This is a genomic window from Bacillus sp. JJ675, from assembly GCF_036963165.1.
GTDB lineage: Bacteria > Bacillota > Bacilli > Bacillales > Bacillaceae > Bacillus > Bacillus glycinifermentans.
In genome coordinates this window covers 1-15,690 of the sequence record NZ_JBALMR010000050.1, presented here as the reverse complement: position 1 = coordinate 15,690, position 15,690 = coordinate 1, and the positions used below count along the sequence as shown (strand labels likewise).

The window sequence follows — 15,690 nt, the reverse complement described above, 5'->3', positions numbered from 1 at the left end:
TTTGTCGACAAGCTGAAGCCGCCGGCAATACCCGGCGGCCTTTCCTTGTTATTTTCCGCTCTCCATATAAATCCCCAGCTCGGCTTCTGCAACCTTTTGGCCGTTCACAGATGCCAGCCCTTTCCCGAATAAAAATCCGCGCTTATAGCGGAGCACTTCAAAATCAAGGTCAAGCTTGTCGCCCGGAACCGCCCGGCCGAAGCATTCCGCCTTTTTTACAGAAGAAAGAAAGCCGATTTCCGCGCCTTCCGTCAAGGCTGTGAAAGCGGCGGTCTGGGCCAGTGCTTCAATGACGATCGAAAACGGCATCTCCTTTTGCGTTTCCGTGATGTACCAGTCATTTTCCGATATTAGTTTATATCCTTTCGCCGATTTCCCCGGCTGATTTTCAACGATGCGGTCTACGAATAAAAAGGGGTACCGGTGCGGAAGCGCAGTCATATTCACAGTCATCATCCTTTTTATCTCATTATACTGTATATTCTCTCATTCTCCCACGATTTCGGGTATACTAAGTCAAAAGGAGGAGACTACATTGAAAAGTGCAAACCCCTATCTCTTTATAGACGGCTGTGAAGAAGCCATCGCATTTTATCAGGACGCCCTCGGCGGAGAAGTTCAAAACGTTCAGCTGGCCGACGGAATCGAGTCGTTCAAAGGACACGAAGGAAAATATCTGCACGCCGAACTTCATCTCGGGGACAGCGTCATCCATTTTTCTGACGTTTTTGGAAAAGTGACAAAAGGTGACCATGTCAGTGTCACGTTAGAGTGTGAAAGCGAGGAAGAAATCCGCCGGGCATACGAAGCGCTGAAAAGCGGAGGACAAGCATCCCTCGAACTGCAAAAAACGTTTTGGGGCGCGCTTCACGCCAATGTAACGGACAAATATGGCGTAAAATGGCTGCTGAACTACCAAATGCCGAAAAGCTGACGTTCTGTTTTCAAAAACAGAACGTCAGCTCTCTATCCGTCAATGCTGCTCCTGAAACACCCGTTTTGCAACGTTCACCGCGTTCAATACACGCGGAAATCCTGTATAAGGAACGCACTGCAGCATCGTCTCCGTTATTTGCAGAGGCGTCAGCCCGACATTCAGCCCCGCATTGATATGGACATGAAGCTGCGCTTCACAGCCCCCTTGAGCGGTCAAAGCAGAAATCGTGATCAGCTCGCGTTCTTTCAGAGTCAAGCCCTCCCTCGAATAAATATCTCCGAATGCGAATTCGACAATATATCGTCCAAGATCAGGCGCTATGTCCTTCAACGAATCGATTACCTTCCTTCCGCCTTCTCCATCAATGGCGCGTAAATTTTCAAATCCGCGCGTGTATCTTTCTTGATCCATATTGATCCCTCCCTGAAATGAATCCTACACGTTAGAGCGCGCTCTAAGGCAAGCTTTTTTTAGTATAATAGGGAATATGGATAACACATTTACTATTCAACAGACCGCACAATTGACAAAGCTTTCGGCCCACACGCTGCGATATTATGAAAAAATCGGCCTTCTTCCAGATATTCGGCGCGACCAAAACGGGTACCGCGAATATACAGAGTCCGATATTTCCTGGATTCATTTTTTGCTTCGCCTGCGGGAAACGGGAATGTCGATCGAAAACATGAAGACATTTTCATCCCTGCGCAGCCAAGGAAATGAAACAGCCGAAAAACGGAGGGACATGCTGAAAACCCACCGCCGTAAAATCGCGGAGGATATCGGCAAACTGCAAGCCAATTTAGAAAAGATCGATGACAAAATCGATTATTACGAATCTCTTGTGAAAGCAGCAGATTCAGGATCAGGAAATCCAAACAGATGAAAAAAGCAGGGGGCATGCCCCTGCTTTTTCTGCTCATCGGCTCTGTAAAACTTCATCATATTCAAATTCTTTTAAAGAGGCTTCAAGCGGCATATTCTTTCCCGAAGTATGAACATGCCGGAATCCGCTGTCTTTTGCCGCTTTTTCCGCCTCTTTGCTGAGGCAGACGGCGCGAATGCGATGTGCTGCCGCTTCGGGAGACATGCCGATGCTTCCAGCCTCTTTCATAAACAGTTCGACACACTCTCTCGCAGAAAACAAGATCGTATCGATGGGAAACTCTTGGATTTCGCGTTTTATGATCGCTGTAAAACGGGTATCGATCGTTTGGTCGTGCGTCGTAAATATCTCGCATTGCGGATGCGGTTTGTTTTGTACCGCCCGGCGGCAGCCGACGATCAGGCACGAACCTGAAAGCGGCGCGTCTTGCTGCAAAAAGGCCGCAAATCCCCGCTCCTCAAGCGCTTCTTTTACAGAAGGATCGGAAGCATAGAGCCTGCCCCGTACATCTCTAATGTCAACCTTCAGGAATGCGAGACGGCTGAAAAACTCATCCGCCGATCTCCTCGACGTGAACAGCACGCTGTCAAAGGTTTCGATCCGCTTTAACAGCGCATCATCCGGAATCGATTTTAGCGGTTTCCACTTTGGCCATTCAATGACTTGAGCGCCTTTTTCCCTCAGCTCGTCTGCCGGCAGGCTTTTTTCCCCGCTTTGAACGGCAAGGATGTTCCACCCGATCAGCGGCTTATCCTCAAACCAGCTGCGGCGCCGGAAAGACACGATATTCCCGATGACGATGATCGCGGGATTTTTGATATGATGCTCCGCTACTTTTTGCCGGATATCCTGAAGCGTCCCTTTTACGCTCCGCTGCCTGCCCCATGTGCCCCATTGGATGACCATAACGGGGACGAGGGGAGATTTGCCGTGTTTGATCAGCTGCTCTGATATATAGGCGAGATTTTTGATGCCCATATAAAATACGAGGGTTTGAACGCTTCTGGCAAGCCCCTCCCAGTCCATATCAGGTTTGCCTGATTTATCGTGGGCTGTGATCACGGCAAAAGATGAAGCAAAATCGCGGTGGGTCACCGGCAGCCCGGCGTAAAGGGGCGCCGCGATTCCGGAAGTAATGCCGGGCACCATTTCATACGGGATGCCGTATTCGCTGATGGCGGCGGCTTCTTCCCCGACTCTGCCGAATACGCTCGGATCTCCCCCTTTGAGCCGGACGACAGTGAGGCCTTTTAAGCCTTTCTCGATCAGAAATGCATTGATTTCATCCTGTTTCATGTAATGCCGGTTTGGCAGCTTCCCGCAATAGATGAATTCGCACGAATCTTTCGCATGTTCAAGCAGCCGGGCATTGACCAGCCTGTCATACAAAATGACATCCGCTTTCTCAATCAATGCTTTCCCTTTCAGCGTAATGAGTCCCGAGTCTCCCGGTCCGGCCCCTACAAAAAATACTTTTCCATTCCCCATCAACTGTCATCCTTCCATCTGCCGATTCTGTGAATGCCTTAGCGGTTTATAAAATGAAGAGGATCACGCGAAAGTGATCCCATGAAGCTCTCAATAAACGATAAACAGGTCTTCCCCGTCAACCACCGTTTCATAGGTTTTGATGCAGCCTGTATCAGGCTCTTGTACTTTTCCGTCTACAAGGCTGATTTTCCAATCGTGCATCGGGCAAAATACGAATTCGCCGCTTACCATTCCTTCGGCAAGCACGCCCCCTTTGTGGGGGCAGCGGTTTTCAACCGCGCGGACCCCGCCGTTCGAAAGCTTGAATACCGCAATTTCCTTATCGTCGACCATCACTGTCTTTCCCAGCCGATCCGGCAGATCGCCGATTTTCGCGACGAAGACCTTTGTCAAATCTTTGTTCACCATGTGAATTCCTCCTCAAAATGGTTTCCGCTTGCCTTAAGATGTAACAACACTTTCAAACAATTGCTTTGTTGTCTTTTCGTCTTCCAAAAAGTTCCTCCACGGATCTTTGTGGACAGACAGCGCTTCATCCATGCGTTCATTCAATTCTTTGCGCTTCGTTTCATCGTTCAATACGGATTGGACGTGGGACAAGCCGACCCGTTCAAGCCATGCGGAAGTGCGTTCTAAATAGTTGGCCGTTTCCCTGTAATATTGAAGGTAGGCTCCCGTCACTTCGAAAACTTCTTCCTTCGTTTTTACTTTCATCAAAAGATCTCCGGCGCGCAGATGCGTACCGCCGTTTCCGCCGACATAGATTTCCCAGCCTCCGTCAATGCCGACGATGCCGACGTCTTTAATGCCTGATTCAGCGCAGTTTCTCGGACATGCAGAAACTGCCATTTTGATTTTATGAGGTGCGTAAAGCCCTTCGAATTTTTTCTCAAGCTCGATTCCGAGAGCCATCGAATCCTGTGTACCGAAGCGGCAGAATTGTTCGCCAACGCACGTTTTGACCGTTCTGAGCGTTTTGCCGTAAGCGAAGCCGGACGGCATGTCGAGGTCTTCCCAAACTTTCGGAAGGTCTTCTTTTTTGACGCCGATCAGGTCGATCCGCTGACCTCCCGTCATTTTCACAAGAGGAATCTCGTATTTGTCGACGACATCGGCAATGCGGCGCAGATCGTTTGCATTGGTGACGCCTCCGTACATCCGCGGTACGACGGAATATGTGCCGTCTTTTTGAATGTTGGCATGCATCCGTTCGTTTACAAAGCGCGATTCCCTTTCATCATGGTATTCTTTCGGGTTGATCATGCCGAGATAGTAGTTGAGAGCCGGACGGCATTTTGAACAGCCTTCCTCCGTTTTCCAGCCGAGCACATTCATGACTTCTCTCGTATGCGTGAGGCCTTTTTCCCTGATTTCGGCGACCACTTCATCTCTTGAAAGGTCGGTGCAGCCGCAGATTGCTTCTTTTTGCGCTGATGCGTCAAATTCGGATCCGAGCGTATGCTGGAGGATTTCCGCAACGAGCGGTTTACAGCCTCCGCAAGAACGGGAAGCTCCCGTACACGCCTTGATTTCATCGGTTGAGGTACAGCCCTGCTCTTTGATCGCCTGAATGATCATGCCTTTTGAGACGCCGTTGCATCCGCACACGATCTCATCGTCGCTCATCGCGGCCGTAATGCTCATGCCTTCCTCCTGATTCAAAGGCTGCAGGATTGACACTTTCGACGTTTCCGTGATGTCCGCCCCTTTTTGTATCATGGAGAACAATCTGTTGCCGTCGCTGCTGTCGCCGAACAATACGGCGCCGATCACCTGGTTGCCGCGAAGAACGACCTTTTTATAGATCCCGTCCTGATCATCAAACACTTTGATCGCTTTTTTGCCTTCGTCGTCATCTTCGTTAAAGTCGCCTGCAGAAAAGACCTCAACGCCCGAAACCTTTAATTGGGTCGATAAAACAGAGCCTTCATACGGCTTCGTCTCTATGCCGCAAATTTTCTTCGCAAGCACCTTCGCCTGTTCATAAAGAGGCGCGACAAGCCCGTATGCGATTCCCCTGTGCTCGGCGCATTCGCCGACAGCGTAAATGTGAGGATTTTCCGTCTGCATGTAATCATCAACGATGATGCCCCTGTTCACCGGAAGGCCGCAGTCTTTGCCAAGCTGAACGTTCGGCTTGATTCCGACGGCCATGACGACCAGATCGGCGTCCAGCGTTGTGCCGTCTTTGAATTTTAAACCTTCTACACGTTCGTTTCCGAAAATTTCTTCCGTCTGCTTTTCAAGAAAGAATTTCATGCCCTGCTTTTCGAGCTCTTTTTGCAGAAGACGGCCAGCCGTCGCGTCAAGCTGGCGCTCCATCAAGTACGGAGCAAGGTGGATGACGCTGACGTCCATCCCGAGGTTGAGAAGTCCGCGCGCGGCTTCCAGCCCGAGCAGTCCGCCGCCGATGACGGCCGCTTTTTTATACGTTTTGGAAGCTTCGAGCATCACATCCGTATCCTTGATGTCGCGAAAACCTGTGACGCCTTCTTTGTCAGCGCCGGGCAGCGGCAGAATAAAAGGGAGAGAACCTGTCGCCAATATCAGCTCATCATACGGATGAATCCTTCCTGAGTCCGTCGTCACCGTTTTGTTTTCCGGGTCGACTTTGACGACTTCTTCACCCGTATAAAGCTGAATGCCGTTTTCTTCATACCAGTTCCAATCGTTCAATGTAATGTCTTGAATGTCCGTATCACCTTGCAGCACTTTGGAAAGAAGAATCCGGTTGTAATTCGGATGCGGTTCTTTTCCGAAAATCGTGATCTGGAACTGTTCGTCTGACACTTTAAGTATTTCTTCAATGGCCCTTACCCCGGCCATTCCGTTCCCTACAAGGACTAGCTGCTTTTTTTCCACTATGATCCTCCCCTTTTCAAAGAGATTTACAAACTCGCTCAAAAGATGTATTTATTTTACATGTTTCAAGTTATCACAAAATATATTTAATTTTGTAAACTTTTTATGACACTTTATGACAATTTATTCACAATTTTGTCATCAAAGGGGCTTATGCGGACTGCACACACCTTAAAACCCGGCATTTTGCAGGAGGGATCCAAGTCTTCGGCAATGAGGCTGTTCACACTTTGCGAATCCGCCCAATGCATCGGAACGAAAACGGTGTCCGGCCTGATCGACTCGGACCATTTGCTTCTGACGATGATGCTCCCCCTTTTCGATTCGATTTTGACCAGGACGCGGTCTGCAATCTGATACTTTGCAGCCGTATTCGGATGGATTTCCACAAATGATTCAAAATGACGCGCCGCAAGTGAAGCGCTCCTCCTTGTCTGGACGCCTGTTAAATAGTGCGGCATCACTCTCCCCGTCGTTAAATACAGCGGATATTCTTCTGTCGGGCGGTCTTTTTTGACAGCCGGCTCATTGGGGACGACGCACATTTTCGCTTTTTGATCCGGGTGGGCGAATTCCGTTTCAAACAAACGCTCTGTTCCCGGATGCTCCGTTTCGGGGCACGGCCACAAAATGCCGCCTTCCTTTCTGAGGCGCTCATACGTAATTCCGGAATAATCGGCGATTCCCCCGCGGCTTGCTTTCCTCAGCTCTTGAAAAATCTCCTCTGCAGATTCGTATCGGAAAAAACGGCCTTTGCCGAGCACGTCTGCAATATCGCAGATGATTTTCCAGTCGTGCCGCGCTTCACCCGGGCACGGTCTTGACGCTTCCCTTAGAGTAACCCTGCCTTCCACGTTCGTCATCGTACCTTCATCTTCAAGGTACGATGACGCCGGCAAAATGACGTCGGCATGCCTTGCCGTTTCTGATATAAACAAATCGATCACTGCAAAAAATTTCAATTTTTTTAAAGCCGCTTTGACAAAATCGGCGTTCGGGTTGGAAACGGCAGGGTTTGAGCACATCAGAAACATCCCGGCAATCTCCCCTTCATGAACCTTCTTGATCATTTCATAGGCGGAAACGCCTTTTTTCGGAAGCTCCTCTTCCGCAATTCCCCAGACATCCGCGATATAGGCGCGGTCCCTTTCGTTTTCGATCGACCGGTACCCCGGAAGCTGATCGGCTTTCTGGCCGTGCTCTCTTGCTCCCTGTCCGTTTCCCTGGCCTGTGATCGCCCCGTACCCGCAGGCGAACTTTCCGATTTTTCCGACCGATATTAGAATATTCAGTAAATTTCTGACAGCTGCTGTCCCGTCCGTCTGCTGCTCGACGCCTCTCGCAGTAAACAGCATCCCCGTTTCTTCCTTGGCGAATTTGACGGCGGCTTTTCGCATCTGTTCAATCGGCACGCCTGTCTGCCCGGAAATTTCTTCAAGGCTAAGTGAAGCGACATGGCGCTTGACGTCTTCAAAGCCCTCAGCCCGCTGTTTGATGAAAGCTTCATCTGTCAGCCGCTCTTCGATGATGATTTTCAGCATGCCGTTTGCAAGGGCGGCATCTGTTCCGGGCTTTAGCTTCAAGTGGAGATCGGCGATGTTCGCCGTCGCCGTTTCACGCGGGTCAATCACGATGATGTAGGCGCCGTTTTCCTTAGCCTTTTCAAAGTACGGCATCATCGTCGGCTGGCATTCGGCGATGTTTGTTCCCGCAAGCATGATCACCCTTGTATACGGAATCTCTGTAAGCGAGTTTGTAAACCCGCGGTCCATCCCAAAGGTTTGGTTGGCCGCTGCGGCTGCAGCCGACATGCAAAGCCGTCCGTTGTAGTCAATGTGCTTCGTTTTCAGAGCGACGCGGGCGAATTTCCCGAGCAGATAGGCTTCCTCGTTTGTGATCGACGCGCTCCCGTAAACCGCCACTGCGTCATGGCCGTTTTCTCCCTGGATGCTCATCACCCGTTCTTTGATGAACCGAAGCGCCTCATCCCAGGATACGCGGACAAATTGACCGTTTTTTTTCAAGAGCGGATGCGTGATTCGCTCTGAATGAAGCGCATGCTGATGGGCATTCATCCCTTTCATGCACAAGCGGCCTTTTGTCGCCGGATTATCTTTTCCGACAGCCGTATACTTCTTTCTCGTGACAATCGTTTGTTCGATCAGCTGCATTTTGCATTGCATGCTGCAAAATGGACATTGCGTGTCATACGTTTTCTCGGATTGTACTTCTTTTTGCTTTGTTCGAAAGTATTTCAGCAGCAGTTCTGTCACATTACATCAGCCCTTTTATCGTTTCTTGCACAAGCAGCCTCCGCTCTTTTTCAAGCCGTTCCAACAGCTGCCCGCGGAGATCGTTGTCAAATAAAACCTCCCTGATATGAATGATTCCGGCGCGTTCGATCCACTGCCCGACCTTTTCAAGGTAATTTGCTGTCTCGCGGTAGTATTGAAGAAAGCCTTTGATATATTCTCCGGCTTCCTTAAGCGTCTCAGCCACGGAAAACAGCTCTCCCGCCCGGGCGTTTTGCCCGCCGCGTCCGCCGGCGTAAAGCTCCCAGCCCCTTCCCGCCTTTAAGACTCCGATATCGTGCACAGTACAATAGACGCAGTCATCCGTGCAGGCAGAAATAGCGATAGAGGTCTTGGCCGGCATGGTGAGGGCTTCCGTTTCTTTCTCCAGCTCGACTGCGATGGCCTGAACGTAATCAGGGTTTGTGCACGCGCACGTTTTGACCGGACCGACCGTATGCTTGTGAACGGCGCAGATCGGCATTTGCAGCTCTTCGCTGACGCTTTGCCCAATTCCCGGGATCTTCAACCGCTGGCTATGCGTCAAAACGGCGTGCGGTATGCCGTATTTTTCAATCGCATCGGCAACTGTCCTCAGCTCATCAGCTTTTATCAGCCCTCCGTACGTTTGCGGAACAATTGTGCAACCGCCGTCTTCATGCAACAACGGTTCATCCGCTGTCACACCCGGTCTGATCATCCGTAAATAGTAATGAATCGCCGGCATGCATACGGAGCACCCGCTTCCGGTCTTCCACCCCAATTGCGACATGACGTCTTGAACGGAAGAAAGCTGTCTCATCTGGATTTGTTCGACGACTTCGTCTTCCGTTAATGAAGTGCATGAGCACATCGCTTGTGCGCCCGCGGGCTCTTCATATTCGTGTTCAGCGGCATGGATCAGCAGCTCTTCGATGAGCGGCCTGCATCCCCCGCAGGAGTCGGAGGCTTTTGTACAGCGTTTCACATCGTCAGCCGTTTTTAAATCGTTCGATTTGACGGCTTCGATGATCGCCCCTTTTGACACCGCATGGCACTGGCAGACCGTTTCGCCAAGCGGCATCGAACTGACGGTGCTTTCTCCGCCCGATTGAAAGAAGTTTTTTTTCACAACCGTGATATCCCTTTGCTTGATGATGCTGTCCAAAAGCTTCTGCTTGTTTCTTGTATCCCCGTATAAAATCACGCCGGCCATCTGATCAGCCTGAAAGACCGCTTTTTTATAAATTCCCGCCGATTCGTCAACAAGCCGAATCGTCGTTGTTGTATCATCGTCTTTGATTTTTCCCGCTGAAAACAAATCGATTCCCGCTATTTTCAGCGTTGCCGACTGAACCGATCCACGGTACGGTTCGCATTCCAGGCCGCAAATGTGCCTGGCCAGCACCTGTCCCTGCTCATATAACGGCTTGATCAGCCCGTACACGACTCCGTTATGTTCGGCGCATTCCCCGACGGCATACACATCCGGGACGTTTGTCTCCATATAGCCGTTGACAATGATCGCGCGGTTCACATCAAGCCCGCCCGCTTTTGCAAGCCCGATGTTCGGCCTGACGCCGGCGGCCATGACAATCAGATCTGCCTCAAGCTCCTCCCCGTCTTTGAATCGCAGCCCCGTAGCCCGTGATGTCCCCAAAACGGCTTCTGTGTCTTTTTCCAAAAAAAAGTGAATGCCCTGCCGTTCAAGGTCGCGCTGCAGCATGGAGGAAGCCGTCCGATCAAGCTGGTTCTGCATAATATAGGAAGAATGATGGATCACGGAAACCTCCATTCCGAGATTCACCAGGCCTTTTGCCGCCTCCAGACCGAGGATTCCCCCGCCGATGACCGCAGCTTTGCTAAAACGCCCGGCAGCATCTATGAACGCCCGGCAATCTTCTATCGTACGAAAACCGTATACCCCTTCTTTGTCCGCCCCTGGAACCGGAAGGATAAACGGCGAGGACCCCGTTGCGATAATCAGCTTGTCATAAGCGACTTCACGTTTTTTGTCCGTTGACACCGTCCGTCTATCCGTATCGATCTTGACAGCCGTTTCCCCCGCATAAAGAGCGATCCCGTGCTCTTCATACCATGTGCGGCTGTTAAGCGTAATATCTTTTAAACTTGCGTCACCCTGCAGGACGGAAGATAACAACATACGATTGTAATTCGGATGGGGTTCGCTGCCGATGACGGCGATTTGAAACGCATCTCCCGCATGCTTTACAATCTCTTCTATCGTACGGACTCCAGCCATGCCGTTTCCTATTAAAATCAGCTTTTGTTTCCCCATATTCTCCCCTCCCCTTTGCAGCAGCTACGCTATCATTATTTCACATTGCTCCGCTAAAGCATTCAAACCTGTTACATTTCCTGACATACGATTTCAAAAAATGGTCCTGTTTTCCTATAAAATATGAAGTTGTTAAAGTTCAACACATTTTCACATTTTTTATCACTTTAATGCTTGTTTCTTTTCTTTCAATCTAATAGGCTATTCATAGAGGAATAACGAATGGAGGGGGAGAATGTTACCGATCAAACGGAGAGAGCAGATTCTCTCATGGATCAAAGAAGAGGAAACGCTGCGCATTTCAGAGATTTCAAAAAGGCTGGATGTCTCGGAAATGACGGTATACCGCGATATTAAACCGCTCATCGAAAACGGCCAGGTCATCAAAACGGCCGGCGGCATCGCCTTAAACCGCCCGAAGCAGCAGCCTGGGCAAATGTGTTCAGTCTGCGGAAGAGGGCTGAATCCGAGGCTTTCCGTGCAAATCGTGAAAAACGACGGTCTGATTGAGCAATTTTGCTGCGCCCACTGTGCGATGCTCCGCTACGAAAAAATCAAAGAGGATATATCACAAATCATCTGCCGCGATTTTTTAGTGGACACGACGATCAGCGCAAAAATGGCCGTCTTTCTGCTCGATGCTGACCTTCATTTGAATTGCTGCCAGCCGCAGGCAATCCCTTTCGCTTCGGCGGCCGATGCCGGGAAATTTAAAACCGGGTTCGGCGGAAAGCTGCTTTCTTTTGAAGAGGCGGCGCGCGAAATTCAAAAGACCATGAAAGAAAACTGCTGCAGCCTGAAAACATGAAATTATTGATGAAAGATTGGATGAATTTTATGAAAAGAGCAACTCTCTTTGCGGCGCTGGCCGTTCTTTGTCTCATCCTGCTGCCGAAAGCCGCTTTTGCGCACGCATATATCGTCAATTCAAACCCTTCTCAAAACGAGGAGCTGAAAAAAGCGCCGCCTGAAATCAAAGTTGAGTTTAACGAACCGATTCAGGAAGGGTTCCACTCGATAACGGTAAGAAACTCTTCAGGCGAGCGGGTCGATTCGGGGCAGACGAAGATTGATCCGCAAAATCGAAAAATCCTCACGGTAAAGCTGAACAAAAACGTCAAGAATGATATTTACTCGGCTGAATGGAGAGTGGTGTCTGCAGACGGGCATCCCGTTTCAGGAACGATCCCTTTCAGCGTCGGAAACATTCAAGGCGGATTGCCCAAGGACCAACAAAACGCTTCTTCTAACCTTCCGAATGCGGATACTGTGATCGAACGCGTCTTGTTATATACGGGTTTTTCCCTTTTCATGGGATCTTTGCTTTTTCAGCTTGTTTGGCACCGGCCGAAAAACGGATGGTCTTCCGCGATGCGCCGCCGCGTTCAGCGAATGGCGCAGATCGCTCTTCTCCTGATCGGTGCGGCCGTCATCATTCAGCCCTTGCTCCTGACAAAAGCATACGCAGGTGTTTCATGGACTGAAGCTTTTCAGCCACACCTTTTAAAAGAAACGCTTCTTCAGACGTCAGGCGGGACGCTATGGATTGTCAGCATCGTCTTGGTTGCATTGCTTGCCGTTTTCTCAAGCAGATCCGGGGTCGTATTGAAACTCGTCTTCTTTACTGGCCTTCTGCTTGCCAAAGCATTCTCAGGCCATGCCGCATCGACGGATTACAGCTATATGACGGCCGCCATGGATTTCATCCACTTAATAGCAGCTTCTGTATGGACGGGAGGGCTGGCTGCGCTTGCGCTGTTTTTCGGGAAGGATTGGTTCAAACCCGATAAAGAGCAGATTTGGGAGACGGTACAGCGCTTTTCCCCCTGGGCTTTCGGTTCAGCCGGACTGCTCGTATTTTCCGGGATGTTCAACAGCTTTTTCATCGTCCACACGCTGGATAACCTGTTTCAGTCCAATTACGGAAAAGCGCTTCTCGTCAAATTGGCGCTCGTCCTGCTGATGGCCGGATTTGGCGCGTTCCACTATTTCTGCTCCAGAAAAAAACCGGAACGCTCGCGCGGGAGATCGATCAAGGCCGAATGGGCGATCGGACTGCTCATTCTCGTGACAACCGCCGTCTTCACGAATATTCCGAGTCCTCCGGCGCCTCTCCCGCAGCCGTTTAACGAAACAAAACAGCTGACTGACGGAGAAACGCTGTCATTGAGAATCAGTCCGAACATGCCCGGCTCCAATACATTTGAAGTCGTTGTCAGGGACCGGAACGGAGACGTGATCAAAGATATCCAAAAAATCGACATAACGGTTTCCAAAACCGGGCTTTTCAGCGACAGCAAGGAAAGCACCTTCACCCTCACCAAAAAAGAAAAAGGCGTGTTCCAGTCGAAAAATTTAAATCTGAACGAAGGTGGCATCTGGAAAATCCGGGTGCACGGGTTAACGGCATCATTTGACGAAATCAGAACGGTATTTAATGCAAAAATCAATAAAAAGGAGTATTGATCAATATGTTGAAACGAAGCATGTTTTTAAGCGCTGTATTTGCAGCTATGCTGCTCTTCGCCGCACCGGTCAGCGCCCACGTGTCGGTAAAGCCTGACGAATCAGCGGCAGGGTCATGGGAAACCTATACAATGAAAGTGCCGGTTGAAAAAGATATCGCTACGACAAAAATCGTGCTCAGCATGCCGGACGGCGTCGAATTCCAGCAGTACGAACCGGTTCCCGGCTGGAAAACAAGCACAAAAGCCGGAAAAGACGGCAAGGTCATCAGGGTGACATGGGAAGCCAAGGACGGAGGCATTCAGCCGGGCCAATTCCAGCAGTTTACCTTCACGGCCAAAAACCCTGATAAAGAACAGAAAGCGGCATGGAACGCCTACCAGTATTATAAAGACGGAAGCATCGTCGAATGGACCGGTGACGAAAACGCCGATACCCCGCACGCGATTACCAACATCGTCGATGCTTCCAAGCTCGGAAAAGCCACGGTTGACGGGCACGGCGCGACAACAAAAGAGAGCCCGGCTGAAGCACAAGGCAGCTCAGATATTCAAACCGCCACTCTCATTTTGTCAATTCTCGCCGTCGTGCTTGGAGGAACAGGCCTTCTTATGGCAGTACGCAGACAAAAAAGATAATATGTTTTAAACATTTAATTAACTTAAACATCATAGGTTACTCTTTTACAAGCATGGGAGCGTACCGTTCACAAGCTGAATTATCAGGAGTATTTAAGCGAGTTCTATGTTCTTAGCTGATACCAAAGCGGGAATGAAGATTTTCCAAAAAAGTTCAGAGACCTGTAGTCTCTGAACTTTTTTATACCTCCCTTTGGCGATAGGTAAGTTTTGGCATGTCAAACATAAAAATATTTTCGGGTGATTTTCACTTCGGTAAATTTCTTTTTTCAAGCTATCCTTCTAGGAGACTATTGTTCTTAATATAAAAGAAAAAGACTGTCAAGGGTTTCTTAACAGTCTGAAGTAAAATTCTTGTTTAATGTATCATGAAATTTCACAGAAAAACTAATTATGCTTCTCTTGTATTTTTTTTAGTACAAATCTATATATTCTTTGTGAAACTGCGTATACAACACTTATCAACAAATACAAAACAAACAAAAATAATGCTGCAAGAGCTACTCCATTATTTTTAAAGATTATATCATGAGAAAAGATAGAATATATTAGTATATACAGATAAAACAATAAAAACATAAACAGAGACTCTACTATATAATTAATTATTCCTCGCTTTTTTAATAAAATCTGCGAAAAAATCACGTCTGCAATTCCTATGATAACCACAGTTAAAGTAAAAAACTTAAGCAAAATAACAATAGAATCAAAAGTTCCACTTGAATTTATTGTTATATCAGGTGTTAATGAGGCCAATCTAAAAACTCCATAAAATAGTAAAAACGGTACAACAATAATAAAAATACACATCAAAAGCACAGTTGAAATTGCAAATACATGGTCGAAAAGAGAATATTCTCTTTTACTTTTTTTACTCATCTTCTCAAAACCTCTTTTTTATGGTATTATATCCCTTAGTTAATATTTACATATTAACATAAAAATAACAAAATAATGGAGGTCTTTCAATGAAATCAAAAAAGAAAAAACTAACGAAAGGAATTGTAACACTCACTGCATTAACTATGCTAACTTCTGGGTTTGGTCCTGTTTCATCAGCTCTAGCAGCCGAAAAAACATCCCAAACAGTATCTACAGTACAAACATCAGTCCCAACTTCTCTTTTAAATTACATAGAATCACACAAACAACCAACAAGTGTACAGGATACACGGGCTTTTATAAAATTTGCTTCTCAGACAAAAGAATTTCAAGCTTATAATAACACAACAAAACCAGGAAAAATGCAGACTATGGGACTAATTGGCGGAAGCTTAAAAGCAATAAAAGCTTTCGGTTGGGCCTGCAGAATCGGCGGTAAAACTCTAAAATGGGCTATTAAACCTTTGTCTCCTTCTAAAGCCAAACTAATTGACAAATATGCACGTAAAATAGCATACGCTACAGAAAAGTTAAATAGTGCGTCGAAAGGTGCTCTTGTTAAAGCGCTTAAAAAAGCAGGGGTACCAGGAAAAGCCGCTGAATCTATTGCAGAAATTATCTTATGGCTTATATAAAAATAACTTGATAAAGGAGACCAGATATATATCATACTGGCCTCCTTAAAATTTTAATCTTATATTCAATTATACAAGGCTGATAATGACGACCTTATAGATACTATTCATCAGCTTTTTTGATACATGGCAACGGAAACAAGCATATCTTCTTGGATGAATGATGTTTCTCAGTATTCCTCAGAATGGCCTCTTTTTTACTGGCGTCATTTAAAATCGCTCAGGACGTGTCTTATAATAGAAGCCCTCTCCCACTCGGAAAAGAACTCCATTTCCTTTTTAAAAAATAAAGCCCTGAATACAAGATGATATGCTCCCCTAAAG

Annotated in this window: 14 protein-coding genes; 6 read left to right on the top strand and 8 right to left on the bottom strand. The window is 48.0% G+C overall.

What is annotated here, in order from left to right; all coding sequences use genetic code 11:
• Nucleotides 1-48: 48 nt before the first annotated feature.
• Entirely contained in the window at nucleotides 49-447 is a 399-nt protein-coding gene (locus V7126_RS13915) for a 3-hydroxyacyl-ACP dehydratase FabZ family protein (protein ID WP_046131608.1), read from the bottom strand.
• Between the two features lie 88 nt (nucleotides 448-535).
• Here V7126_RS13915 and V7126_RS13910 point away from each other — a divergent pair, with 88 nt between their 5' ends.
• Nucleotides 536-934 carry a VOC family protein gene (locus V7126_RS13910; RefSeq protein WP_046131609.1) on the top strand — a complete coding sequence of 133 codons (399 nt, stop codon included), beginning with the start codon at nucleotides 536-538 and terminating at the stop codon, nucleotides 932-934.
• 39 nt (nucleotides 935-973) lie between these two features.
• On the opposite strand, the gene V7126_RS13905 is transcribed toward V7126_RS13910, so the two are convergent.
• On the bottom strand, nucleotides 974-1,348 hold the full coding sequence (locus V7126_RS13905) for a carboxymuconolactone decarboxylase family protein (RefSeq protein WP_046131610.1): 375 nt from the start codon (nucleotides 1,346-1,348) through the stop codon (nucleotides 974-976).
• 76 nt (nucleotides 1,349-1,424) lie between these two features.
• Here V7126_RS13905 and V7126_RS13900 point away from each other — a divergent pair, with 76 nt between their 5' ends.
• Nucleotides 1,425-1,823 carry a MerR family transcriptional regulator gene (locus V7126_RS13900; protein ID WP_175076933.1) on the top strand — a complete coding sequence of 133 codons (399 nt, stop codon included), beginning with the start codon at nucleotides 1,425-1,427 and terminating at the stop codon, nucleotides 1,821-1,823.
• Nucleotides 1,824-1,856: 33 nt separating this feature from the next.
• On the opposite strand, the gene cobA is transcribed toward V7126_RS13900, so the two are convergent.
• The 5 genes from cobA to nirB (V7126_RS13875) all read right to left on the bottom strand — a co-directional run bounded on the left by cobA (nucleotide 1,857) and on the right by nirB (V7126_RS13875) (nucleotide 10,745).
• On the bottom strand, nucleotides 1,857-3,311 hold the full coding sequence (gene cobA, locus V7126_RS13895) for a uroporphyrinogen-III C-methyltransferase (protein ID WP_335497653.1): 1,455 nt from the start codon (nucleotides 3,309-3,311) through the stop codon (nucleotides 1,857-1,859).
• 90 nt (nucleotides 3,312-3,401) lie between these two features.
• A complete protein-coding gene (nirD, locus tag V7126_RS13890; RefSeq protein ID WP_046131613.1) occupies nucleotides 3,402-3,722 on the bottom strand; it encodes a nitrite reductase small subunit NirD in 321 nt (106 codons plus the stop codon).
• Between the two features lie 33 nt (nucleotides 3,723-3,755).
• Nucleotides 3,756-6,176, bottom strand: coding sequence for a nitrite reductase large subunit NirB (nirB, locus tag V7126_RS13885; RefSeq protein WP_335497652.1), 2,421 nt, complete (start codon nucleotides 6,174-6,176; stop codon nucleotides 3,756-3,758).
• Between the two features lie 113 nt (nucleotides 6,177-6,289).
• Nucleotides 6,290-8,449, bottom strand: coding sequence for an assimilatory nitrate reductase catalytic subunit NasC (gene nasC / locus V7126_RS13880; protein WP_046131615.1), 2,160 nt, complete (start codon nucleotides 8,447-8,449; stop codon nucleotides 6,290-6,292).
• Nucleotide 8,450: 1 nt separating this feature from the next.
• A complete protein-coding gene (gene nirB, locus V7126_RS13875) occupies nucleotides 8,451-10,745 on the bottom strand; it encodes a nitrite reductase large subunit NirB (RefSeq protein ID WP_335497651.1) in 2,295 nt (764 codons plus the stop codon).
• Nucleotides 10,746-10,980: 235 nt separating this feature from the next.
• On the opposite strand from nirB (V7126_RS13875), the gene V7126_RS13870 reads away from it, so the two are divergent.
• Genes V7126_RS13870 through V7126_RS13860 form a run of 3 tightly spaced genes read left to right on the top strand, consistent with a single transcriptional unit; the run spans nucleotide 10,981 to nucleotide 13,849 of the window.
• Entirely contained in the window at nucleotides 10,981-11,553 is a 573-nt protein-coding gene (locus tag V7126_RS13870; protein WP_335497650.1) for a DeoR family transcriptional regulator, read from the top strand.
• Between the two features lie 20 nt (nucleotides 11,554-11,573).
• The gene (locus tag V7126_RS13865) at nucleotides 11,574-13,211 is read left to right on the top strand and encodes a copper resistance protein CopC (RefSeq protein WP_335497654.1); all 1,638 of its coding nucleotides are present in this window, start codon (nucleotides 11,574-11,576) and stop codon (nucleotides 13,209-13,211) included.
• 5 nt (nucleotides 13,212-13,216) lie between these two features.
• Nucleotides 13,217-13,849: a YcnI family copper-binding membrane protein gene (locus V7126_RS13860; RefSeq protein WP_046131618.1), complete on the top strand. Its 633-nt coding sequence runs from the start codon at nucleotides 13,217-13,219 to the stop codon at nucleotides 13,847-13,849.
• Nucleotides 13,850-14,236: 387 nt separating this feature from the next.
• Here the strand turns inward: V7126_RS13860 and V7126_RS13855 are convergent, their stop codons facing one another.
• A complete protein-coding gene (locus V7126_RS13855; protein ID WP_046131619.1) occupies nucleotides 14,237-14,728 on the bottom strand; it encodes a hypothetical protein in 492 nt (163 codons plus the stop codon).
• 89 nt (nucleotides 14,729-14,817) lie between these two features.
• Here V7126_RS13855 and V7126_RS13850 point away from each other — a divergent pair, with 89 nt between their 5' ends.
• A complete protein-coding gene (locus V7126_RS13850) occupies nucleotides 14,818-15,366 on the top strand; it encodes a hypothetical protein (protein WP_231947423.1) in 549 nt (182 codons plus the stop codon).
• Nucleotides 15,367-15,690: the final 324 nt, after the last annotated feature.